The sequence below is a fragment of the Arthrobacter tumbae genome, from assembly GCF_016907495.1.
GTDB classification, from domain to species: Bacteria; Actinomycetota; Actinomycetes; order Actinomycetales; family Micrococcaceae; genus Arthrobacter_D; species Arthrobacter_D tumbae.
In genome coordinates this window covers 3,375,991-3,399,005 of sequence record NZ_JAFBCC010000001.1, presented here as the reverse complement: position 1 = coordinate 3,399,005, position 23,015 = coordinate 3,375,991, and the positions used below count along the sequence as shown (strand labels likewise).

General features: G+C 64.2%; 14 protein-coding genes and 1 tRNA gene. 4 read left to right on the top strand and 11 right to left on the bottom strand.

Features of this window, described 5'->3' with window-relative positions:
- Nucleotides 1-46 precede the first annotated feature (46 nt).
- The 3 genes from JOD47_RS15995 to coaE form a co-directional block, all read right to left on the bottom strand.
- Nucleotides 47-1,819 carry a hypothetical protein gene (locus tag JOD47_RS15995; RefSeq protein WP_204535807.1) on the bottom strand — a complete coding sequence of 591 codons (1,773 nt, stop codon included), beginning with the start codon at nt 1,817-1,819 and terminating at the stop codon, nt 47-49.
- A gap of 3 nt (nt 1,820-1,822) precedes the next feature.
- Entirely contained in the window at nt 1,823-3,910 is a 2,088-nt protein-coding gene (gene uvrB / locus JOD47_RS15990; RefSeq protein ID WP_204535805.1) for an excinuclease ABC subunit UvrB, read from the bottom strand.
- A 75-nt stretch (nt 3,911-3,985) separates the two neighbouring features.
- Nucleotides 3,986-5,206, bottom strand: a complete 1,221-nt coding sequence (coaE, locus tag JOD47_RS15985; protein WP_204535803.1) for a dephospho-CoA kinase — start codon at nt 5,204-5,206, stop codon at nt 3,986-3,988.
- A gap of 73 nt (nt 5,207-5,279) precedes the next feature.
- Between coaE and JOD47_RS15980 the strand changes: the two genes are divergently transcribed.
- Entirely contained in the window at nt 5,280-5,957 is a 678-nt protein-coding gene (locus JOD47_RS15980) for an IMPACT family protein (protein WP_307836350.1), read from the top strand.
- Nucleotides 5,950-7,074 (top strand): class I SAM-dependent methyltransferase, encoded by a 1,125-nt coding sequence (locus JOD47_RS15975; protein ID WP_204535799.1) that lies wholly within the window; start codon nt 5,950-5,952, stop codon nt 7,072-7,074. The genes JOD47_RS15980 and JOD47_RS15975 overlap by 8 nt, the downstream gene beginning before the upstream one ends.
- 91 nt (nt 7,075-7,165) lie before the next feature.
- Here JOD47_RS15975 and rpsA read toward each other — a convergent pair whose 3' ends face one another.
- The 3 genes from rpsA to polA form a co-directional block, all read right to left on the bottom strand.
- A complete protein-coding gene (rpsA, locus tag JOD47_RS15970) occupies nt 7,166-8,647 on the bottom strand; it encodes a 30S ribosomal protein S1 (protein ID WP_204535797.1) in 1,482 nt (493 codons plus the stop codon).
- A 275-nt stretch (nt 8,648-8,922) separates the two neighbouring features.
- Entirely contained in the window at nt 8,923-10,239 is a 1,317-nt protein-coding gene (locus JOD47_RS15965) for a GNAT family N-acetyltransferase (RefSeq protein ID WP_307836349.1), read from the bottom strand.
- A 55-nt stretch (nt 10,240-10,294) separates the two neighbouring features.
- On the bottom strand, nt 10,295-12,928 hold the full coding sequence (gene polA / locus JOD47_RS15960; protein WP_239548775.1) for a DNA polymerase I: 2,634 nt from the start codon (nt 12,926-12,928) through the stop codon (nt 10,295-10,297).
- A 163-nt stretch (nt 12,929-13,091) separates the two neighbouring features.
- Between polA and JOD47_RS15955 the strand changes: the two genes are divergently transcribed.
- On the top strand, nt 13,092-13,586 hold the full coding sequence (locus tag JOD47_RS15955; RefSeq protein ID WP_204535793.1) for a hotdog fold thioesterase: 495 nt from the start codon (nt 13,092-13,094) through the stop codon (nt 13,584-13,586).
- Between the two features lie 22 nt (nt 13,587-13,608).
- Here the strand turns inward: JOD47_RS15955 and JOD47_RS15950 are convergent, their stop codons facing one another.
- Complete coding sequence (locus tag JOD47_RS15950) at nt 13,609-14,238, bottom strand: LysE family translocator (protein WP_239548137.1); 630 nt, start codon at nt 14,236-14,238, stop codon at nt 13,609-13,611.
- 77 nt (nt 14,239-14,315) lie between these two features.
- Nucleotides 14,316-14,397, bottom strand: a tRNA-Leu gene (locus JOD47_RS15945).
- A gap of 168 nt (nt 14,398-14,565) precedes the next feature.
- Here JOD47_RS15945 and JOD47_RS15940 point away from each other — a divergent pair.
- Nucleotides 14,566-15,168 carry an ANTAR domain-containing response regulator gene (locus JOD47_RS15940; protein WP_204535789.1) on the top strand — a complete coding sequence of 201 codons (603 nt, stop codon included), beginning with the start codon at nt 14,566-14,568 and terminating at the stop codon, nt 15,166-15,168.
- Between the two features lie 101 nt (nt 15,169-15,269).
- On the opposite strand, the gene pyk is transcribed toward JOD47_RS15940, so the two are convergent.
- The 3 genes from pyk to gltB form a co-directional block, all read right to left on the bottom strand.
- Nucleotides 15,270-16,763 (bottom strand): pyruvate kinase, encoded by a 1,494-nt coding sequence (pyk, locus tag JOD47_RS15935; protein ID WP_204535787.1) that lies wholly within the window; start codon nt 16,761-16,763, stop codon nt 15,270-15,272.
- Between the two features lie 61 nt (nt 16,764-16,824).
- Nucleotides 16,825-18,282 carry a glutamate synthase subunit beta gene (locus tag JOD47_RS15930; RefSeq protein WP_204535785.1) on the bottom strand — a complete coding sequence of 486 codons (1,458 nt, stop codon included), beginning with the start codon at nt 18,280-18,282 and terminating at the stop codon, nt 16,825-16,827.
- On the bottom strand, nt 18,275-22,870 hold the full coding sequence (gene gltB, locus JOD47_RS15925; RefSeq protein WP_204535783.1) for a glutamate synthase large subunit: 4,596 nt from the start codon (nt 22,868-22,870) through the stop codon (nt 18,275-18,277). Before gltB ends, JOD47_RS15930 begins: the two co-directional genes overlap by 8 nt.
- Between the last annotated feature and the right edge of the window lie 145 nt (nt 22,871-23,015).

Sequence of the window (23,015 nt, the reverse complement as noted above, 5' to 3'; positions counted from 1 at the left end):
TCCCATCGTACCTGCGTCGGGAACGGATGAGGAAACATTGCGTGCCTCAGGCACGGCGCGGGGCGAGGCGTGCGACGTGGGTTACGATCTCCGGTTCGGTCCAGTAGTCGCTGTGACCCCGAACGATTCCGTCATCCCGCGGGTCTGGAAGTTCACGGTTTGTGGCGTGAGGAACGGGAGATCCGACAGGGTCGGTGCCGCGCCAATAGTTGGTCCATGTCCGGGTTCCCGCCGCAACACGACCGAGCAGGTGCGGCGTGAAGGTGGCGGGAAAGAACGTCGCATAGACGGATCCGAGCGGCGAGCCCGCTGTGACCAGGTGTGGACGCAGGTTCCCGACTGGTGCGTGCGCGACCAACCAGGCGCACAGCACCGACCCCTGGCTGTGGGCGACAAGCACTACCTCGGCCGCGGCATTCCTGCCCACCAACCCGGAGATGCCGTCAACGGCAGCGTCCCGGTAGGACGATCCTGCCAGCGGATGGTCACGGACCGGCCAGAAGCCGGCGACGTCGGCAATCTTTCCGAGCACCTCGCGCAGGGCGCGAAGCTGCCCGAGCAGGACCACCAGCACCACTATGGCGCCGGCGATCTGCAGCAGCAGGATTGCCAGAGCCAGCCACGGACCACCCAGTCTGCCCTCCCCGAGGGTTATGGCCGCGGCCATGGCTGCCAGCGAGAGCACCAGCGCGAGTGGCAGGATCCGCGGCAGCAGACGGGGCGCATGCGTGCTGACGCTGTGCCACCAGCGCCCGCGGGCCGCCTTGCCGGATGTCAGCGGCGGCAGGCCCGGACCCGCTGCCGTAGCAAGGACGACGGTGATCGTCAGCAGCACCGCCGCTGCGGCGATGAGGGCAAGGAACGGGAAAAGGTCGAGACGGCTGTCGCCGGGGTCCGCGGGGATGTCATAGGGAAGGAGGATCCCTGAATGCGGTTGCGGCGCGCGTACCCAGCCGAACAGGCCGGTGACATAGCCGAGCAGATTATCCAGGACCATTCGCACCAGGGCGGTGACCGCATGCATGAGCGGCACCGAAACGGCGAGCAGGACGCCGGCCGCCGCGAGCGGTGCGTTGGAACTGCGTCCGTCCCTGGATCCGGAGTTGGCGCGCACGGCGAGTATGAGTGCCGCAGCAAAAGTTATGCCGATGCTCAGAGCTATCCACAACGCCATTGCATCCAGTCGGGGCGGTCCCCCGGGCGTGGGTGTGGATGGCCACCCTCCGTGGATGAGCTGGGCGGGTGGAGCGATGCCCAGGAGCACGCCCGTGCAGAGAACAACTGCCGCGTGAATCAGGGGCACCACCACCACCCGGGAACCGCGCTGGCCCGGTTGAACGTCGACCACCGTCCGGTAGCGGTGCGCCAGCCAGGCGATGAGCAGAGCGGCGGCGACCAGCGGCACGGCCCGCAGGGCGGACGGCGCGGGGTTGAGGTAGCGCAGGATCGTCTCGCCAAGGATGATCAGCCATGCTAGCTGGGACACCGTCAGCACAACGGCGACTACGCCCACGACGGCGCGCAGGAGCGCCGCCGGCGCGGCACCGGTACCAACCGGCTGCATACGGCCCGCGACATTCGCCAGCGTGAACGGAAAGGCGAGGTACCACAGGAAACCCGTCTTCCGCCGGCGCGAACGTGACCAGTTGACAATGCGCAGCCGGTGTTCCGGCAGCGGTGGCGGCGCCGCTACCTGCACCCACGCGTTCAGTCGCTTCTCAACCGGCCGCCCGAGGCTGGTGTAGTACTCATGGTCCCCGATCCCGTGAACCCGAATCTCGGTGAATGACCTGCTGCCGGCTCCGGCCTGCTTACCCATGGATCAGGCGTGGCCGGCGGACTGCATCTGCCGCAGCTCCTTCTTCAGGTCCCCCACCTCATCACGCAAACGCGCCGCAAGCTCGAACTGGAGCTCCTCTGCGGCGGCATGCATCTGGGCGGTGAGCTGGCTGATCAGATCCGTCAGGTCCTCTGCCGGGACAGCGGCGAGACCGTCATGGCGGATGGCCGTGCCTTTACCCTTCCCTTTGCCCTTGGCGGACTTCGCCGTCTGCTCCAGCAGCGCACGGGTATCGGCGTCTTCCCGGGCGATGGTGTCCGTGATGTCCGCAATGCGCTTGCGCAAGGGTTGCGGATCCACGCCATGCTTGGTGTTGTAGGCCACCTGGATCTCACGACGGCGGTTGGTTTCCTCGATCGCCTTGGCCATCGAATCGGTGATTCTGTCTGCGTACATGTGCACCTGGCCGGACACGTTTCGGGCAGCACGACCGATGGTCTGGATCAGCGATGTCGCGCTGCGGAGGAATCCCTCCTTGTCCGCATCGAGAATGCTTACCAGGGAGACCTCCGGAAGGTCGAGGCCTTCCCGCAGCAGGTTGATACCGACCAGCACGTCGAAGGTACCCATCCGGAGCTCGCGCAGGAGCTCCACCCGGCGCAGGGTGTCGACATCGGAGTGGAGGTACTCGACCTTCACCCCGTGCTCAAGCAGGTAACCCGTGAGGTCCTCGGCCATGCGCTTGGTCAGCGTGGTGACCAGGACGCGCTCGTCCCGCTCCACCCGGATCTGGATCTCGCCGAGCAGGTCGTCGATCTGGCCTTTGCTGGGCTTGATGATGACTTCCGGATCCACCAGGCCGGTGGGCCGGATGATCTGCTGGACGTAGCCGTCGGACTTGCTGAGCTCGTATTTTCCCGGCGTTGCCGACAGATAGACGGTCTGGCCGATGCGCTCCAGGAATTCATCCCATTTCAGCGGCCGGTTGTCCATGGCGGACGGCAGGCGGAACCCATGGTCCACAAGCGTGCGCTTGCGGGACATGTCACCCTCGTACATGGCACCGATCTGCGGGATGGTCACGTGGGACTCGTCCACTACCAGCAGGAAGTCATCAGGGAAATAATCAATCAGGCAGTGTGGTGCGCTGCCGCCGGTCCGGCCGTCGATGTGGCGTGAATAATTCTCGATGCCGTTGCAGAATCCCATCTGCTGCATCATTTCGAGGTCATAGGTGGTGCGCATACGCAACCGCTGTGCCTCGACGAGCTTGTTCTGCGATTCCAGCTCCTGAAGGCGCCCCCGCAGTTCATCCTCGATCCTGGTGATTGCACGGCCCATGCGCTCCGGCCCCGCCACGTAGTGGGAGGCGGGAAAGACATACATCTCTGTCTCCTCGCGGATCACCTCGCCCGTCAGCGGGTGCAGGGTGTAGATCCGCTCCACCTCATCGCCGAAGAACTCGATCCGGAGTGCGTGCTCCTCGTACATGGGAATGATCTCGACCGTATCTCCGCGTACCCGGAAGGTGCCGCGGTGGAAATCCATGTCATTGCGCACATACTGCATTGCGACGAACTGGCGCAGCAGGTCATCCCGGTTCATCTCCTGGCCCTGCCGGAGGGTGACCATGGCAGCGACATATTCTTCGGGGGTACCGAGACCGTAGATACAGGACACGGTGGCGACCACGATGACATCGCGCCGGGTCAGGAGGGCGTTGGTGGCGGAGTGCCGGAGCCGCTCCACTTCCTCGTTGATCGAGGAGTCCTTTTCAATGAAGGTGTCAGTCTGCGGAACGTAGGCTTCGGGCTGGTAGTAGTCGTAGTAGGAGACGAAATATTCAACTGCGTTGTTGGGCAGAAGTTCCCGGAATTCATTGGCGAGCTGCGCCGCGAGGGTCTTGTTCTGCACCATCACCAGGGTTGGCCGCTGGACCTGCTCAATGAGCCAGGCCGTGGTTGCGCTCTTGCCGGTACCCGTGGCGCCGAGCAGCACCACGTCCTTCTCTGCGGCGTTGATCCGCTCGGAAAGTTCCCTGATGGCGGTGGGCTGGTCGCCCGCCGGCTGGTACTCACTGATCACCTCGAAAGGCGCGACAATACGGTTGATCTCCTGCGCAAGACTCATAGTCTTACGTTACCGCCCACCTGCGGACAACGACTGTCCGCAGAGGCGCTCTTTGCTGGAGGCTGAACCGGCATCTCAGCGTGGAACGGATCGCCCGGGCGACCACCCGGCGTCGTTCTTCCAGGTGTTCAACCGGGGCGCAGCGAACGTGGTGAACCAGTCCTCCTTGCAGGCCGCGTAGCCGGCCAGGGTGGCGTCGCCACGGTGGATTGCGGCACACCGGTCCTTCTCCGCAGCGTACGCCGCCAGCATGTCCGGGTTGGTCCGCAGCCAGTCGCGGAACGCCAGGGCATACTCCCAGCCGGGTGAACCGGCCACACGGACGTGCAGGTTGACCGGGCGGCCCGGATCCGCGTTGCAGTGCAACCGCTTCTGCCACATCCGAGGCTGCGGCACCTCCGCGGTGGGAGTGTCCTGCCGGATACCGGGAAGGCGGGGGTACCCCGCCTCAGCGAGAGCATCGGACAGACCGTCGGCATCCTGAAGGGAAGCCACTGTCAGCTGCAGGTCGAGGACGTCCTTCGCACGCAGCCCGGGGATGGAGGTGGAACCGATGTGCTCCACACCGAGGACGCGCGGATCGATCCGCGTCAGCCGCCGGATCAGCAGGGAGGCCTGCCGCGGCCAGTCCCGGTCCTGAACCAGCGCAGGTCCGCCCCGTCGTTCAGCCCGTTGCCGCTGCTCGATGTTGCGGGCAAAGGGGAGAATCCGCTGCTGCCACAGGTTCCGGACCTCAGCCGCCAGATCTGCCGGGGTTCCCGCGTTGTGCAGCACCACGTCGGCTGCGGTATTGCGGGTCCCGGAGTCGGCCTGCGCCCCGATGCGGTTCAGAGCTTCCTCTTCGGTCATTGCGCGGTTCTCCACCATGCGGCGCAGGCGCGTTTGGTGCGGTGCATCGATGACAAGAACGAGGTGGAAGCTGTCTTCCTGTCCCGTTTCCACGAGGAGCGGGATGTCATGCACGACGACGGCGTCCGCCGAAGCCGAGTGGGCGGTTGCTTCAGCAACGGCAGCCTCGCGCCGGACACGCGGGTGGATGATCGCGTTCAGCCGTGCCCGCCCGTCAGGATCGGCGAAGATCCGTGCACCGAGTGCCGGCCGGTCCAGCGAGCCGTCCTCCTGCAACACTTCCGGCCCGAACGCCTCGGCTATCTCGAGCAAACCCTCGGTTCCCGGTTCGACGACGGTGCGCGCCAGCTGGTCGGCGTCGATCAGCACGGCTCCGAGTTCCTGCAGGGTCGATGCCGCCAGTGACTTACCCGCGGCGATTCCGCCCGTCAATCCAACCCTCAGCATGAACCCAAGGCTACCGCCGTCACTGACCGTCCTCCGGACGTTCCGGGCATCGCCGGATGCCTACACTTGGACAGTGACTGAGACGGCGGGGACGGTAGCGCGGTACACCACGATCGCCGGCCAGTACCGACATGAGCTGGAGATCCGCCGCTCCCGCTTCATCACCGTCCTGCAACGGGTGGAAAACGAAGCTGATGTCGTGGACCTCATGAACGGCCTGCGCCGCGAATTCTCCGACGCCAGGCACCACTGCAGTGCCTTCATCCTCGGCCCCGGTCGCGACCTTCAGCGCTCCAATGACGACGGCGAACCTTCCGGAACAGCCGGCCAGCCGATGCTCGAAGCGCTCAACCGACGCGTGACGCCGTACGGGCTGACTGATCTGAGCGACATCGCGGCCGTGGTGGTGCGCTACTTCGGCGGCGTCCTCCTTGGAGCAGGCGGCCTTGTGCGCGCCTACTCCGAGTCCGTCTCGAGGGCGTTGGATACCGCGCGGCTGGTTCACCGGGAACGACGGCGGCTATTCGTCATCCCAGCTCCCCCGGCAACCGCCGGCCGGCTGGAGAATGAGTTGAGGGGAGCCGGCATGAACATCGCGGCAGTGGAGTATAAAGGGATGTCCACGCGCCTGACCGTCGCCGTGCAGGACGAAGACGCAGCACTGGATGCATTCCATGGCCACCTCGCCGGAATCAGTGCGGGAGAACTGACCGCCATACCGGCCGGTCAGGAGTGGGTGGACCGTGCCTGATTTCCCTTTCGAACAGCTCCGGCGCCGGCCCGACGTCGAGGCGGACAACCTCTTCGCCTACGACGCCACCGACCGCCTGCTCCTCGACACCATGTCGGAACACCTGCCAGTCAACGGCGGTGTCGCGGTTGTGGGCGACACCCACGGCGCACTGACGCTGGGTGCCCTGCACCTGGGTGTGCGAAAGGTACTCGTCCATCAGGACCCGGTGACGGGCGAACGCGCATTGAACGCAAATGCCGCCCTGCTCGGCTCTCCAGGGGAATACGCCTTTCATCCGCTGGGACGGGACCTGTTCGACGGCGCCCAGCTGGTTCTGCTGCAGCTGCCCCGTTCCCTGGATGCGCTCGAAGAAATAGCCTGGCATATCGCGGCCGCTGCTTCGGCCGACGTGACAGTGCTGGCGGGCGGCCGGGTGAAACACATGACGCCGGCGATGAATCAGATACTCAGCAGGTACTTCGGGTCGGTCGCAGCCGGTTTGGCGAGGCAGAAATCCCGCGTGGTCACCGCCACCGGTGCCCTGCCTGTGGGTCCATGCCCTTTTCCCACCCGCGCGGAGTACGACGTCGGCCTCCCCCGTCCGCTGCAGATCCGCGCCTACGGTGCCACTTTCGGCGGCGCCAAACTCGATCCGGGGACGCGGTTCCTGCTTCAGCACCTTCACAATGCGCCAGCGGCTGCCTCCGCAGTGGACCTCGGCTGCGGGAACGGCACTATCGCCGCCTATCTGGCGCTCAGCCGCCCGACGCTCGCGGTCACAGCCACAGACACCTCCGCGGCCGCTGTTGCCGCGACCAGGGCGACAGCCGGGGCGAACGGTGTAGGCGGGCAGGTCGCCGTCGTGCGTGAAGACGGGCTGGCAGGACGACCGGACGCCGGGGACGAACTCATCGTCCTCAATCCACCGTTCCACTCGGGGCACACCGTTCATGCGGGTATCGCGCTGAAGCTGTTCGCGGAGGCAGGGCGTACGCTGCAACCGGGCGGCGAGCTGTGGACGGTGTGGAACAGCCATTTGCAGTACCGGCGCGCGCTCGAGAGGCTTGTGGGCCCAACGGAGCAGGTGGCACGGGATCGGCGATTCACAGTCACCGTGTCCACGCGGACGCGGTGACTCCTCCGGGACGTTCCGCTCCGGTTAACGCAGGAAGCTCCCGCCCAGTGGGCGGGAGCTTCCTGCGTTAATAGGACCCAGGGAAGAGGACCTAGTTGCCGGTCAGCTTCTCACGGAGTGCTGCCAGCGCCTCGTCGGATGCGAGGGTACCGGTACCGGCGCCTGCATTCGTCTCCGGAGCAGGCTCCGAGGAGTAGCTGGTGGTGCCGGAGTCGGCAGGCTCGTTGGCTGCTGCAGCGTCGTCGTTAGCGTGCTGCTCAACCTGCTTCTTGTGGGACTCCCAGCGGGACTGAGCCTCAGCGTACTGCGCTTCCCAGGCCGCGCGCTGCGTGTCGTAGCCTTCAAGCCACTCGTTGGACTCGGGATCGAAGCCCTCGGGGTACTTGTAGTTGCCCTCTTCGTCGTACTCAGCGGCCATGCCGTAGAGAGCCGGATCGAATTCGGTGCTGTCGGCGTCGACGCCCTCGTTGGCCTGCTTGAGGGACAGCGAGATGCGGCGGCGCTCAAGGTCGATGTCGATGACCTTGACGAACAGTTCATCACCCACGGAGACAACCTGCTCAGCCAGTTCAACGTGGCGGACAGCGAGCTCGGAGATGTGGACAAGGCCCTCGATGCCGTCTTCAACGCGGACGAACGCGCCGAACGGAACCAGCTTGGTGACCTTACCCGGAACAACCTGACCCAGCGCATGGGTGCGGGCGAAGGTCTGCCACGGATCTTCCTGGGTGGCCTTCAAGGACAGCGAGACGCGCTCGCGGTCCAGGTCGACCTCGAGAACCTCGACGGTTACTTCCTGGCCAACCTCGACAACCTCGGACGGGTGGTCGATGTGCTTCCAGGAAAGCTCGGAAACGTGAACCAGTCCATCTACGCCGCCCAGGTCCACGAAGGCACCGAAGTTGACGATGGAGGACACGACGCCCGGACGGACCTGACCCTTTTCCAGCTTGTTGAGGAAGGTGGAGCGCACCTCGGACTGGGTCTGCTCAAGCCAGGCACGGCGGGAAAGCACAACATTGTTGCGGTTCTTGTCCAGCTCGATGATTTTGGCTTCGATCTGCTGACCGATGTACGGAGCGAGATCGCGGACACGACGCATTTCCACGAGGGAAGCGGGGAGGAAGCCGCGCAGGCCGATGTCGAGGATAAGACCACCCTTGACAACTTCGATGACCGTACCGGTGACGACGCCGTCTTCTTCCTTGACCTTCTCGATGTCGCCCCAGGCGCGCTCGTACTGCGCACGCTTCTTGGAGAGGATCAGACGGCCTTCTTTGTCTTCCTTCGTGAGGACAAGCGCTTCAACCTCGTCACCAACGGAGACCACGTCTCCCGGATCGACATCGTGCTTGATGGAAAGCTCGCGGGAAGGGATGACACCTTCGGTTTTGTAACCGATGTCGAGCAGGACTTCGTCGCGGTCAACCTTGACAACCGTTCCTTCGACGAGATCTCCGTCGTTGAAGTACTTGATGGTGGCGTCAATGGCTGCGAGGAAGTCCTCAGCGGTGCCGATGTCGTTGATAGCGACCTGCGGGGCACCTGGCTTCTCGGTGGTGGTGATGGTCATGTAGTTGGGGCTCCGTTGTGGATTATGAGTTGATCCGGGCACTTGCGGAACCGCAGGGAAGAGCACACAAAATATGTACCCACCGTGATGAGGAACCTGCCCGGATGCGGACAAATGGAAAATGAAAATATCAGATGAAGCTTATGCAGGACCCACTGTGCGTGGGACATGCCTACCTAGTCTAGCGTTGCGGCACAACGCCGGTCAAAGCGCCGGATCACCGGCGTCGCGGGATCCCAGGTTAGCCATGACGATCGAATACGCAGCCCTGCTGGTCAGAAGTGCGTGATGCAGTACGGCTGGCGCGAGACGCTGAACAGCCGGTCCGCGCGCTCCAGTCCGTCGGCAGATTTCGTCTTGATCCGCCCGGCACTTGCCAGGGTTGATGCGGTGACACCACCGAGGTACAGCGAGCCGAGCGCTGCGACATCCATGTGGAGGTCCGCTGCGTTCGAACCAAGCTTCTCCACCTCAGCCTTGCCGCCCTTCACCTCCAACAGGAAAGCGCCGCCCGCATGGCCCAGCGGGTCTTCCACGTGAAGCACTACCGAGCCGTCGTGCTCATACGCCCTTGCTTCGAGGGCAGCCACGGGATCAAGGACGCGCAGCCACAGCACGTCCTCGCCGGACTTCAATTCACGGCAGCGCCGGTCAGCCAACGCCCACGGAAGCGGATCCTGGACGGACGCCATATTGAAGGTGACCCGTTCGATCAGGTCAAGGGACCCGAGATAGCGCCACAGCTCAAGGTATGCGGCCTCCGACTCGGCTACGAGATCCTTCACCCGCATGGTGTAGGGCGTTTTATCCCATCCCGCGAACGAGTAGGAGACAAAGGCGTCCGGGCGGCCGTCGTCGTCGTAATGGACAGCGGTGCGCAGCGCCTTGTCCGGCTGCGGGCGCTCCTCGCCCCACAAACCGGACGACCGGCGGGCGTACGCGTACTGGCGGCCGACCGATCCGAGCGTTCGGGCGTGGAAGCCGGCGAATACTTCCTGCGCGAGATTGACGGCGGCGTCCGCTTCCACAACCTCCATCCGTCCGTACGGCGGGGACGTGACCGCAAACCGCTCGCGGACGTCCACTTCCACCGATGTGGTGTGGGTTGCCGTTCCGAAACCGAACCGGCCATAGATTGTTGCTTCGGATGCAGTCAGCGCCGCAAGAGCATGCCCGCGGTCCGCCGCTGACTGCAGGTCCTCGGTGATCATGCGGCGAAGGAGCCCCCTCCGCCGGTGCGTTGCCCGGACGGTGACGGCAGTGATCAGGTGCGCGTCAAGGAACCTGCCGCCGCCCACATTGAGCGAGTTCACCATGGTGCCGTACGTGGCCACCGGAATGCGCGGATTCCAGGCGTGCGGACCGGGGTTGTCGTCATACGCACCCCACAGGATGCGGCCGTCCGCCGCATGCGCCTCGGCGAGCTTCGGCAGATCCTCCGCCTCAAGCCGGCCCTCGTGAAATCCGAAACTCACACCCTCGAACCAGGCGGCAAGTGCGCCGTCGGGAGAGGTGTCGGTGTTCGCGTCCACCGAGAAAGTCTCGATACGGGGTGCTGGTGCTGCGGTGCCAATCTGCGTATGCGTACTCACGAGAACCCACCCTAACCGTCCGCGCCCTCACGGGCCACGCCTGGAAACCCTGCGCCTAATGCGCTGCTTCGTGCCAGCTGGTGCCGGTGCCGACCGAGACGTCGAGCGGGACCGAGAGATCCGCTGCCCCGGCCATTTCGGCGCGGACCAGCTGCTCGACTTCATCCCGCTCGCCGGGAGCAATTTCTAGCACCAGTTCATCGTGGACCTGGAGCAGCATCCGGGAAGTAAGCTGCCGTGACCGCAGTTCATCGTCGACGCCGAGCATCGCCTTCTTGATGATGTCTGCTGCTGATCCCTGGATGGGCGCGTTCAACGCTGCCCGCTCTGCCATCTCCCGCAGCTGCCGGTTGTCGCTCGACAGGTCCGGCAGATACCGCCTCCTTCCCTCAATGGTTGAGGTGAAGCCGTCCTTGCGCGCCTGCTCGACGATTCCGCGCAGGTAGTCCCTCACCGCCCCGAACCGGTCGAAGTAGTCCCCCATGAGGGTTCGTGCCTCATCCACGGAGATGGCAAGCTGTTTTGACAGGCCGAAGGAGCTCAAGCCGTACACGAGTCCGTAGGACATGGCTTTGACCTTCGAACGCATGGCATTGGTGACATCCTCCGGAGCAACGTGGAAGATGTGCGAACCGACGAAGCGGTGAAGGTCCTCCCCCTCCTTGAATGCCTCTATCAGGCCCTCATCACCGGACAGGTGCGCCATGATCCGCATTTCGATCTGCGAATAATCGGCGGTCATCAGGGACTCATAGCCCGGGCCCACCACGAACGCCTCCCGGATCCTGCGCCCTTCATCGGAGCGGATGGGAATGTTCTGCAGGTTCGGGTTCATCGAGGACAGGCGTCCGGTGGCCGCGATCGTCTGAACGTACGTGGTGTGGATGCGCCCGTCGTCGGCCACTGATTTGCGCAGGCCCTCCACCGTCTGGCGGAGTTTCGAGGCGTCGCGGTGAGCCAGCAGCTGCTCAAGGAATGGGTGGCCCGTCTTGACGATCAGATCCGTGAGGGCGTCCGCGTCCGTGGAGTAGCCGGTCTTGATCTTCTTCGTCTTGGGCAGCGCAAGCTCGTCGAACAGCACCGCCTGGAGCTGCTTGGGTGAGCCGAGATTGATCTCCTTGCCGATGATCCTGAAGGCTTCGGCGCTGGTGTTCGCCATGGTTGCCGAGAAGTCGTCGTAGAGGCGGTCCAGGCCGTCCACCGCGACGCTGATTCCCGTGAGCTCCATACGCGCCAGCACCTCGGACAGAGGCAGTTCCAGCCCCGCGAGCAGCTGGTTGGCTCCGCGCTCCACCAGCTGACCCGCGAAATGCCTGCTCAGCTCGAGTGCGGCGTAGGCCGCGGCAACGGCCGGAGTGGCGACGTCCTCCTCCTCGAGTGCCAGCGCCTGCTGCCCGCCGGCGGCAGCCGCCGCCGTCGGAAGGGTGAGCTTCAGGTGGACCTGGCTGAGATCAGCGAGTTCGTAGCTGCGCCGGTCTGGCTGGATGAGGTAGCCGGAGATTGCGGTGTCATCCACCTCGCCGGCAAGGACGAAACCCCGGGCATGAAGGAGCTTGTAAGCCGCCTTGAAGTCATGCACCACCTTGGGTGCATCCAGGTCCTGGAGCCACTGCGCGATGACGTGCTCTTCGTCAGGGCCCAGTTCCTCGAACGGAACATACACCCCTGCCGACGCCGTCACGAGCGCGACCCCGATGGCCTCCTCTCCCCCGCTCGTGGACCGCGTGACAACCTGCACTGCCGCTGTTGCCTGATTGGTTCCGTTGAACCAGCCGGTCAGTTCTGCTGCCGTTGAGAGCGTCTGATGCTCCGGCGGTGCCATTTCATCCCTGGCGGTGTCCGGCTCTTCCTCTCCGAAGAGATCGAACAGGCGCTTCCTGAGCACATTGAACTGCAGCGCGTCGAACAGGTCCTCGACTGCATCCCGGTCAGGGCGCTGCGCGGCCATGGCCTGCAGGTCGACCGGCAGTTCCAGGTCTGTCAGGAGGCGGTTCAGCCGCCGGTTGCGCTTGACGTTCTCGATGTTCTCGCGAAGGGCATCCCCGACCTTGCCCCCGATGGCGTCGAGGTTCTCGAGGATGCCTTCAAGGCCCCCGTACTTCAGGATCCACTTGGCGGCTGTCTTCGGGCCGACGCCCGGAACGCCGGGGAGGTTGTCCGCCGTCTCCCCCACGAGCGCGGCCAGATCCGAGTACAGGTGCGGAGGAACGAAATACTTCTCCTCCACCGCCTTGGCGTCCATCTGCGGGATATTGGTGACGCCCTGCTTCGGGTACAGCACCGTCACCCGGTCATTCACGAGCTGGAAGACGTCGCGGTCCCCGCTGACCACCTGGACATCCCAGCCCCGCTCTGCCGCCCCGACTGCCAGAGTGGCCAGGACGTCATCAGCCTCAAAGCCCTCCATGGAGAGGGTGGGAATGCGCATGGTCTCAAGCACCTTGATGATGAGGTCGATCTGGCCATGGAACTCCTCCGGGGTGCGGGAACGCCCGCCCTTGTACTCGGAGTATTCGGTATCCCGGAAAGTCGGTGTATCCAGGTCGAAGGCGACGGCGACGTGCGTGGGCTCCTGGTCGCGCAGCAGGTTGATCAACATGGCAGTGAACCCGTATACCGCGTTGGTGTGCTGGCCGGTATCCGTGGAGAAGTTTTCAGCAGGCAGGGCGTAGAACGCCCGGAATGCCATGGAATGGCCGTCTACGACCAGCAGTCGGGAACGCTCCAGCGTGTTGACGGCAGCCGGCGCGGCGCCCGTCTCGACATCTGGTTGCACGCTGCCCGGTACACCGGAGCGCTCGTCAGTCTGGACGGTTTGGTTTGTTTGGCTCACAGGTGCCAGCCTAGTTCCCATGGATGACAAATTCACTCCGGACGCAGCACCCGAGCGCTCCCACCCCTTCCTCGCGGAGCTGACTGCCGCCGGAGTGCCGGCGCACATGCACGACTGGCTGCGAGGACACGGCATCGGGCGGCTCGCCGCCAAGATGGGCATCGTTTTCCAGGAGATGAGTGCGGAGCGGATGGTCGCCACCATGCCGGTCGAGGGAAATCAGCAGGTGGCGGGCATCCTGCATGGCGGAGCGCACCTCGTTCTGGCGGAAACGCTCGGTTCTTTCGCAGCGGGAATCCATGCCGGACCCAACCGGCAGGCAGTCGGTATAGAGATCGGGGCCACGCACCACCGGTCCGCCGCAGCTGGACTGGTCACCGGCACAGCCGTCGCCATCCATCTTGGCCGCACCCTTGCCACCCATGAGGTGGTCATGACGGACGAGCAGGGCAGGAGGCTATCCACTGCCCGCATCACCAACCTGATCAGGGACGTACGCCAGCCAAACGGGTGAAGCGGCGCTCAGGGCTCTTGGCTCAGGCGTAGGCTGCGGACGCGGCGGTTCCGATGCCCAGCACTCCGAGGACGCCACCGGATGAAATCTCCAGGTTCCGGGTGACCCGCGGCCGGTTCAGCCAGGCGTTTGCCTTGGCGGCGACCAGGCACAGTCCTGCCAGGTAGACCAGCACGATGAGTCCGAGGGTTGCGCCAAGCAACATGGTGACGGCCAAGACTGAACCTTCCCTGGGAAGGAACTGCGGCACCACGGCGAGGAAGAACAGGCCCACCTTCGGATTCAGCATGGTGGAGGTCAGCCCGGCAGCACAGGAATTCCAGACCCGCGCACTTCCCATCCCCGCGTCGGCAGGAACGGTCGCCGAAGACTTCTTCCGGTCTCCGCGGATGGCTTTGATTCCCAGATAGACCAGATAGATGCCACCGAGCACTTTCAGCCCCCGGAAAGCGACGGCGGACTGTTCAATGAGCGCCGCAAGACCGACGGCGACCAGGCCGGCCCATGCGAGGTAGCCGACGGCGGAACCGAAGGAAGCCGCTACGCCGGATGAAAGCTTCCGGAGACTGAAGCGGAGAATGAGGAAACTGTCAGGGCCGGGCGTCACCGCCAGCGCCACGCACAACCCGCAGAACGCCAGGTAGGAAGACATCGACATGTTCCCATTAGAAAGCATGTGAAGCCGTCATACAGCAATAAGTCGCAACTGCGACGAGGTGAACCAGACAGTGCCCGAAGTGGGACTCGAACCCACACACCTTTCGATACTGCATTTTGAGTGCAGCGCGTCTGCCAATTCCGCCATTCGGGCCGGGCAACGCACCCAACGTGACTTCCATGACTCATGGACCCCCGGGTGCGCGAATCTACTCTACATGCCGATAGGCTGTTCCAGTGAACCGGTGCAGCGCGCCCTGATAGCAGGGCTGCTGCGCCCGGAAAACGCAGAATCATTGAACGCATACCTAGGAGCCCATCAGTGTCTGAAAACCGCGACTCAGCTAACTCGAGCCCGGCCCGGCGCGTGATCGTCGCTGAGGATGAAACCCTCATACGCCTCGACATTGTGGAGATCCTGCGTGGCGAGGGCTATGACGTTGTCGCCGAGGCTGATAACGGCGAGAAGGCCGTTGAACTGGCCAAGGAACACAAGCCGGACCTGGTGCTGATGGACGTGAAAATGCCGGTGATGGACGGAATCACCGCCGCAGAGCAGATCGTGAAGGCCCGCATAGCGCCGGTCGTCCTTCTCACGGCCTTCAGCCAGAAGGAGCTCGTGGAGCGTGCCCGCGACGCCGGTGCAATGGCCTACGTGGTCAAGCCCTTCACGCCAGCGGATCTGGTTCCCGCGATCGAGATCGCTCTTTCCCGCCACGAGGAAATCAAGGCGCTGGAGAACGAGGTCTCCGACCTTCAGGAGCAGTTCGCCACCCGCAAGCTTGTTGAGCGCGCAAAAAGCCTGCTCACCACCAAGATGGGGCTCACCGAACCGGAAGCTTTCCGCTGGATCCAGAAGACCTCCATGGACCGCCGCCTGAGCATGCGGGAAGTTGCCGAGACCATCATCAACCAGGTCAACTAAGCTCACACAAGACACAGAAAACACCATAGACAGAAGGGACCTTGCCGCTGAGGCAAGGTCCCTTCTTCAGTCTGTGCCGGATTCAGTTCCTGCGCAGGCCGCTACTTGAGCTTGTTCTTGACCGGCCAGGGACCGACCTTTTCCTTGCTCGGCGAGTAGTGGTCAGGCAATTGCCCGGCGTCCGCGATGTCGCCGACCTTGTGAACCTTGATCGAGTTCGTCGAGCCGGACTGGCCGGGAGGGGACCCGGCAGCGATGACCACGAGGTCGTTCAGGTCCACCAGCTTCTGCTCGAACAGCACCCGGTCAACCTGGGCGGTCATCTGGTCGGTATGTTCGGCGTACTCCACGAGCATCGGCTGGACACCCCAGATCAGCGACATGGTGTTGAGCGTGGACTGCACCGGCGTGAAGGCGAAAACAGGCTTCGTCGGGCGAAGGCGGGACAGGCGGCGTGCGGAATCGCCTGACTGGGTGAAGGTGCAGATGTACTTTGCATCCAGCTGGTCAGCAATTTCCACTGCTGCACGCGTGATGGCGCCACCGCGGGTCTTGGGCTTGCTGCCCAGCGGGGGTACGCGGTCAAGCCCGTGCTTCTCCGTGGATTCGATGATGTCGGCCATGGTGCGCACCGTCTCGATCGGGTACTTTCCGACGCTGGTCTCTCCGGACAGCATGACTGCGTCGGCGCCGTCGAGCACTGCATTGGCGCAGTCCGAGGCTTCCGCGCGGGTGGGACGGGGATTGTCGATCATCGATTCGAGCACCTGCGTGGCGACGATGACCGGCTTGGCCCAGCGGCGGGCAAGCTCAACGGCGCGCTTCTGCACAATAGGGACGTCCTGAAGGGGCAGTTCGACGCCGAGATCGCCTCGCGCCACCATGATCGCGTCAAACGCATCGATGATTTCTTCGATCGCGTCAACGGCCTGCGGCTTCTCGATCTTGGCGATGACCGGAACGCGCCGGCCCTCCTCATCCATGATCTCGTGCACGCGGTCGACGTCTGCAGCACTACGCACGAAGGACAGCGCCACCATGTCGACGCCGCGCTGGATTGCCCAGCGGAGGTCTTCTTCGTCCTTGTCGCTGAGGGCGGGAACGTTCACTGCAACACCGGGCAGGTTGATGCCCTTGTTATTGGAGACTGCGCCGCCCACGGTGACCTCCGCGGTCACCTTGACGTCGTCGACCGCGACCGCGACCATCGCGACCTTGCCGTCGTCGATCAGCAGGGTGTCGCCGACGTTGACGTCCTGCGGCAGTCCCTTGTGGGTGGTCGAGCAGATCTCGGCGGTACCCTCTATGTCCTCCGTGGTAATGGTGAACGTGTCACCCGGAAGCAGTACATGGGGTCCATCGATGAAGCGGCCCAGTCGGATCTTGGGGCCCTGCAGATCCGCGAAGATGCCCACGGGACGGCCGAGTTCCTCTGCCGCCTTCCGGACGAATTCGTAGGTCTGGTTGTGCACGGCGTGGTCGCCATGACTCATGTTCATTCGAGCGACATCCACCCCGGCCCTAAGTACTGCGAGGGTGTTCTCATAGCTCGCGATTGCCGGGCCGAAGGTGGCCACTATCTTTGCGCGTCTCATAAAACCTTGCCTGTCGTATCGTTTTCGTGGATTGCTGTGCGCCCTTAGGGTCCCTGGGAAACTACAGGACGTTGAGAGCGCGGTCTGTCGGTGCCACCGGTGCAGGCAGCTTGGTATGACCCATCAGCCACTGATCAACCGCAGCTGCACACGCGCGCCCCTCCGCGATCGCCCATACGATGAGGGATTGTCCGCGTCCCGCGTCGCCTGCAACGAAGATTCCGGGCGTGTTGGTCATGTAGTATCCATCGCGCTCAACGTTACCGCGCCCGTCAAAAGCGGCGTCGAGCTGATCAGCTATACCCGCAGGCTCCGGGCCGGTGAATCCCAGGGCGAGGAACACCAGATCCGCGGGGATATCCCGCTCACTTCCGGCCTTCGGAAGCCTCTTCCCGTTGATGAACTCGGTTTCAGCGACGCGGACGGCGCTCAGCTTGCCGTTCTCGCCGACGAACTCGACTGTCGACGCAAGGTAGGTACGCTCACCGCCCTCCTCGTGTGCACTGGCTACCTCGAACAGCGTGGGGAACGTGGGCCAGGGCTGGTTGGGCATGCGCTCGATCGGCGGCTGCTGCCCGATTGCCAGCGTGGTGACCGACGCTGCCTTGTGCCGGTGTGCGGTGCCGATGCAGTCGGCGCCCGTGTCCCCACCGCCGAGAATGACGACGTGCTTGCCTTCGGCGTGGATCTGGTCCTCGATCTCCTCCCCCGCGACCACCCGGTTTGAGTCAACGAGATACTCCATGGCGAAATGCACTCCGTCGAGATCCCGGCCGGGAATCGGCAGGTCGCGCGGTACCGTGGCGCCGGTTGAAATCACGACGGCGTCATACCGGCGGCGCAGCTGGTCCCAACTGATGTCGCGGCCTACTTCAACACCTGCGCGGAAACGCGTCCCCTCGGCCTTCATCTGCTCAAGGCGCCGATCGAGCTGGATCTTCTCCATCTTGAAGTCCGGGATCCCGTAGCGCAGTAGGCCGCCGATGCGGTCATCGCGCTCATAGACCGCGACCGTGTGCCCGGTACGGGTGAGCTGTTGCGCTGCAGCAAGGCCGGCCGGACCCGAACCGACGACGGCGATGGTCTTGCCAGTCAGCCGCTCCGGCGGATGGGGGTGGACCCAGTCGTTCTCGAACGCCTCGTCGATGATCGAAACCTCGACCTGCTTGATCGTGACCGGAGGCTGGTTGATGCCGAGAACGCAGGATGCCTCACAGGGAGCGGGGCACAGCCGTCCGGTGAACTCCGGAAAATTGTTCGTGGCGTGCAGCCGGTCGATCGCCTCGCGGCCCTTGTCCCGCGACGTCAGGTCATTCCATTCCGGGATGAGGTTGCCCAGTGGGCAGCCTTGGTGGCAGAACGGGATGCCGCAGTCCATGCACCGGCCGGCCTGGCTCTTCAGCACGCCCTTTTCCTGGGCCTCGTACACTTCTTTCCAGTCCATGATCCGGACCGGTACGGGCCTGCGCGGCTGCGTCTGCCGCTCGCGCACCTTCATGAATCCACGTGGGTCAGCCACCGGTAACCTCCAAAATTCTGTTCCAGACCTCTTCCCCGTCGGGGTCGAGCCCCTCTTCGATGGCAGCGGCGCGGGCATCGAGAACACGTGCGAAGTCGCGCGGCAGCACCTTGGTGAGCCGGGGCACGGTGGTCTCGAAATCGTCGAGCAGCTTCGCAGCGAGCGGTGACTCCGTTTCTTCCTGGTGCCGGAGCAGCAACTGGCGGACGATTTCAATATCTTCCGCGTCCAGTTCCTCCAGTTTCAGTTCACCGCTGTTCAGCGCCTGCACATTCAGGCGCGTCTCATCGAGGTCAAGGACATAGGCGGTTCCTCCGGACATACCGGCGCCGAAGTTCCGCCCGGTGCGGCCAAGGATCAGCGTCTGCCCACCGGTCATGTACTCGCATCCGTGGTCGCCGATACCCTCGACGACGGCGGTCGCGCCGGAGTTGCGTACCAGGAACCGCTCCCCCACCTGACCGCGGAGGAAGATCTCGCCGCTTGTCGCGCCATAGCCGATGACGTTGCCTGCAATAACGTTGCGTTCGGCCGCGAAGACGTTCGCGCGGTCCGGACGCACGATAATGCGCCCGCCGGAGAGGCCCTTGCCGACGTAGTCATTCGAGTCACCGAGCAGCCGCAGTGTGATGCCCGCTGGGAGGAAGGCACCGAGTGACTGGCCGGCCTGGCCGGTCAGGGTGACATCGATGGTGTCCGTTGCGAGGGTCTCCGTACCGAATCGGCGGGTGACCTCGTAACCCAGCATCGTGCCGACTGAGCGGTCGGTGTTGACGACGTCGAGTGTGATGCGGACAGGAGCACGGTGGTTCAGCGCGTCACTGCTCATGTCGATCAGCTTGTTGTCGAAGTGCTGGTCCAGCTCGTGATTCTGCCCGAACATGTTCCGGAGCGGAGCATCCTCACCGAACTCGTTTCCACGCAGGATGGGGTCGAGATCCAGCCCGTCCGCCTTCCAATGCCGGACGGCGCGCTGGACGTCGAGCACCTCATTGTGGCCGATCGCTTCATCCATCGTGCGGAAGCCGAGTTCGGCGAGCAGCTCGCGGACTTCTTCGGCGATGAACTCGAAGAAGTTCACCACGAACTCGGGCTTGCCGGTGAAGCGGCTCCGCAGTTCCGGGTTCTGCGTTGCCACGCCTACCGGACAGGTGTCGAGGTGGCAGACGCGCATCATGATGCAGCCCGACACCACCAGCGGTGCGGTAGCGAAGCCGAACTCCTCGCCGCCGAGCAGCGCTGCGATCAGGACATCGCGCCCGGTCTTGAGCTGTCCGTCGACCTGGACGACCACGCGGTCGCGCAGCCCGTTGAGCATCAGCGTCTGCTGGGTCTCAGCGACGCCGAGCTCCCACGGCACGCCCGCATGCTTGAGCGAGTTGAGCGGGCTGGCACCCGTTCCGCCGTCGTGTCCGGAGATGAGTACGACGTCGGCCTTCGCCTTCGTGACGCCGGCTGCCACTGTGCCGATTCCGACTTCCGATACGAGCTTCACGTGGACACGCGCCGAAGTGTTGGCGCGCTTCAGGTCGTAAATCAGCTGCGCCAGGTCCTCGATCGAGTAGATGTCGTGGTGCGGGGGCGGCGAGATCAGCGCGACCCCGGGGGTGGAGTGCCTCGTCCGGGCAACCCACGGATAGACCTTCTGGCTCATCAGCTGGCCGCCCTCACCGGGCTTTGCTCCCTGCGCCATCTTGATCTGGATGTCGTCGGCGTTGGTCAGATACAGGCTGGTGACGCCGAAGCGCCCCGACGCAACCTGCTTGATCGCCGAGCGCCGCTCCGGATCAAGCAGCCGGTCCACGTCCTCGCCGCCTTCACCGGTATTGGACTTGGCTCCCAGACGGTTCATGGCGATGGCGAGGGTCTCGTGGGCCTCCTGCGAGATGGACCCGTAGCTCATGGCACCCGTCGAGAAACGCTTGACGATGCTCGATACCGGCTCGACTTCCTCAAGCGGAACCGGTGGCCGCAGCCCCTCTTTGAAGCCGAGCAGGCCGCGCAGGGTCATCAGCTCGCGGGACTGGTCGTCGACACCCTTGGTGTAGGACTTGAAGATGTCGTAGCGGCGTTCACGCGTGGCGTGCTGCAGGCGGAAGACCGTTTCGGGATTGAACAGGTGAGGCGGGCCTTCCCGGCGCCACTGGTACTCGCCGCCGTTGTCCAGGCTGCGGTACGGGTCCTCGATCCCATCCTGCGGGTATGCGTACTCGTGGCGTGCCGCGGCCTCGGCAGCGACCACATCAAGGCCGACACCGCCGAGCTGAGTCTGCGTTCCGTGGAAGTACTCGTCCACGAGTTCCTGGGCAAGGCCGAGGGCTTCGAAGGTCTGTGCTCCGCAGTAGGAGCTGACAGTGGAGATACCCATCTTCGACATGATCTTCAGGACGCCCTTGCCGAGCCCCTTGATCAGGTTCGCGACAGCCTGCTCCGCAGTAACCCCGTTGATCTCCCCATTGCGGACCAGTTCCTCGCAGCTTTCCATGGCGAGGTAGGGGTTGATGGCAGACGCACCATAACCGATGAGCACGGCGACATGGTGTACTTCACGAACGTCGCCCGCCTCAACCACGAGGGAGGTCTTGGTACGCGTGGCGCTCTTCAGCAGGTGGTGGTGGACGGCGCTGGTCAGCAGCAGCGAGGGGATTGGAGCCCACTGAGCGTTGGAATCGCGGTCCGAGAGCACCACGTACTGGATGCCGCGGTTGATCGCGCTCGAAACCTGCTCGCAGATTTCCGCAAGCCGCGCACGCAGGGAGGCCTCGCCGCCGTCGACCCTGTACAGGCCGCGCACGCGGACGGTGAGGCGGTCGCCGTCGTCGGATTCAAGGTTTGCGATCTTCGCCAGCTCGTCATTATCGATGACCGGGAACGTCAGCGCGATCTGCTTGGAGTGGACCTGCCTGGAAGACAGCAGGTTTCCGTCCGGACCAATGGTGACGCCCATGGAGGTGACCAGTTCCTCGCGGATCGCGTCCAGCGGCGGGTTGGTGACCTGCGCGAAGGACTGCACGAAGTAGTCGAACAGGAGCCGCGGGCGCTTGGAGAGTACCGCGATCGGTGTGTCCGAACCCATTGCGCCCAGCGGCTCTGCACCGGCCTTCGCCATGGGACCCAGCAGGATGCGCAGTTCCTCCTGCGTGTAGCCGAAGGTCCGCTGACGGCGGTTGATCGAAGCCTTGGTGTGCACTACGTGCTCGCGCTCGGGAAGGTCCTTCAGATCAATCAGGTTTTCCTTCACCCATTCGCCCCACGGGTTGGCCGCAGCGACCTCCGCTTTGACCTCTTGGTCTTCGATGATGCGGCCATCCTCCGTATCAACGAGGAACATCTTGCCGGGCGACACGCGCCCCTTGCGCACGATCTTGGAGGGTTCGACGTCGATGACGCCGACTTCGGAGGCAAGGACGACGAGCCCATCCTCCATCACCCAGTACCGGGCGGGGCGCAGCCCGTTGCGGTCCAGGACCGCCCCGACAAGCCGTCCATCCGTGAAGGAGACCGCGGCCGGGCCGTCCCAGGGCTCCATGAGCATCGAGTGGTACTGGTAGAAGGCGCGCCGGGCGGGGTCCATCGAGGTGTGGTTCTCCCACGCCTCCGGGATCATCATCATGATCGCGTGCGTGATGGGGCGTCCCGCCAGCATCAGCAGTTCCGCTACCTCATCGAACGAAGCGGAGTCTGAGGCACCGGGAGTGCAGATAGGGAACAGTTCCTCGGGAGAGTCGCCGAGCAGGGGGTTCCCAAGCTGCGACTGCCGTGCCCGCATCCAGTTCCGGTTGCCCTTGACGGTGTTGATCTCGCCGTTGTGCGCAATGGTGCGGAAGGGCTGGGCCAGCGGCCAGGAAGGGAAAGTGTTGGTGGAGAAGCGCGAGTGGACAATTCCGAGCTTCGTCTTGAAGCGTGGGTCCGACAGGTCCGGATAGAACGGCTCGAGCTGCGCCGTGGTCAGCATGCCCTTGTAGACCATGGTTTTGGAAGACAGCGAGGGAAAATAGACGCCGTACTTGTTCTGGGCCCGTTTGCGCAGGCGGAAGGCCTTGGCATCGAGATCCTGCACCCTGTCGGCAACAGGGGCAATGAACAACTGAACGAAGTGCGGCATGCACGCCCTCGCCATGGAACCGACGAGGTCAGCGGTGATGGGAACCTCGCGCCAGCCGAGAACCGTCAGGCCCTCGGACTCGGCAAGGCTTTCAATCCCGGCCCGGGCGGTTGCCTCTTCGCCGGCCTCGGCGGGAAGGAAGGCAGTACCGACCGCGTAGTTCCCTGCGGCCGGTAGGTCGAAATCAACGACCGCGCGGAAGAACTCGTCCGGAACCTGGGTCAGGAGGCCCGCGCCGTCGCCTGTTCCTTCGTCAGCGCCGACGGCGCCACGGTGTTCCAGGTTGCGCAGGGCGGTAAGCGCTGCATCAACGATGTCGTGGCCCGGCTCCCCGCGAAGCGTGGCAATGACTGCCAGGCCGCAGGCGTCCTTCTCATTCTCCGGGTTGTAAAGCCCGGACGCCTTCGGGTATGAGGCGAAGCGCGTGAACGGCGATTCGGTGTGGGTTGCCTCCGGGAGCATACCGGTGGTGGGTGCAGTCATAGATAGAGTCCTTCCCCCATGATGGAGCGTCGGGAGGGGACAGCTTCGGCCCCGGGGCACGCTTTCCCTGCAGGAAAGCGCTTCATTTCCTTGTGCACATTGTAGAACCGGCACGCAACATGCCGGCATGGATTGCGGGCGTGAA

Excerpts from the sequence above, each read along its gene's own strand:
- JOD47_RS15995 (WP_204535807.1), bottom strand. The coding sequence starts at position 1,819 with ATGGGTAAGCAGGCCGGAGCCGGCAGCAGGTCATTCACCGAGATTCGG.
- uvrB (WP_204535805.1), bottom strand. The coding sequence starts at position 3,910 with ATGAGTCTTGCGCAGGAGATCAACCGTATTGTCGCGCCTTTCGAGGTG.
- coaE (WP_204535803.1), bottom strand. The coding sequence starts at position 5,206 with ATGCTGAGGGTTGGATTGACGGGCGGAATCGCCGCGGGTAAGTCACTG.
- rpsA (WP_204535797.1), bottom strand. The coding sequence starts at position 8,647 with ATGACCATCACCACCACCGAGAAGCCAGGTGCCCCGCAGGTCGCTATC.
- polA (WP_239548775.1), bottom strand. The coding sequence starts at position 12,928 with ATGGCATTCCGGGCGTTCTACGCCCTGCCTGCTGAAAACTTCTCCACG.
- JOD47_RS15955 (WP_204535793.1), top strand. The coding sequence starts at position 13,092 with ATGGATGACAAATTCACTCCGGACGCAGCACCCGAGCGCTCCCACCCC.
- JOD47_RS15950 (WP_239548137.1), bottom strand. The coding sequence starts at position 14,238 with ATGTCTTCCTACCTGGCGTTCTGCGGGTTGTGCGTGGCGCTGGCGGTG.
- pyk (WP_204535787.1), bottom strand. The coding sequence starts at position 16,763 with ATGAGACGCGCAAAGATAGTGGCCACCTTCGGCCCGGCAATCGCGAGC.
- gltB (WP_204535783.1), bottom strand. The coding sequence starts at position 22,870 with ATGACTGCACCCACCACCGGTATGCTCCCGGAGGCAACCCACACCGAA.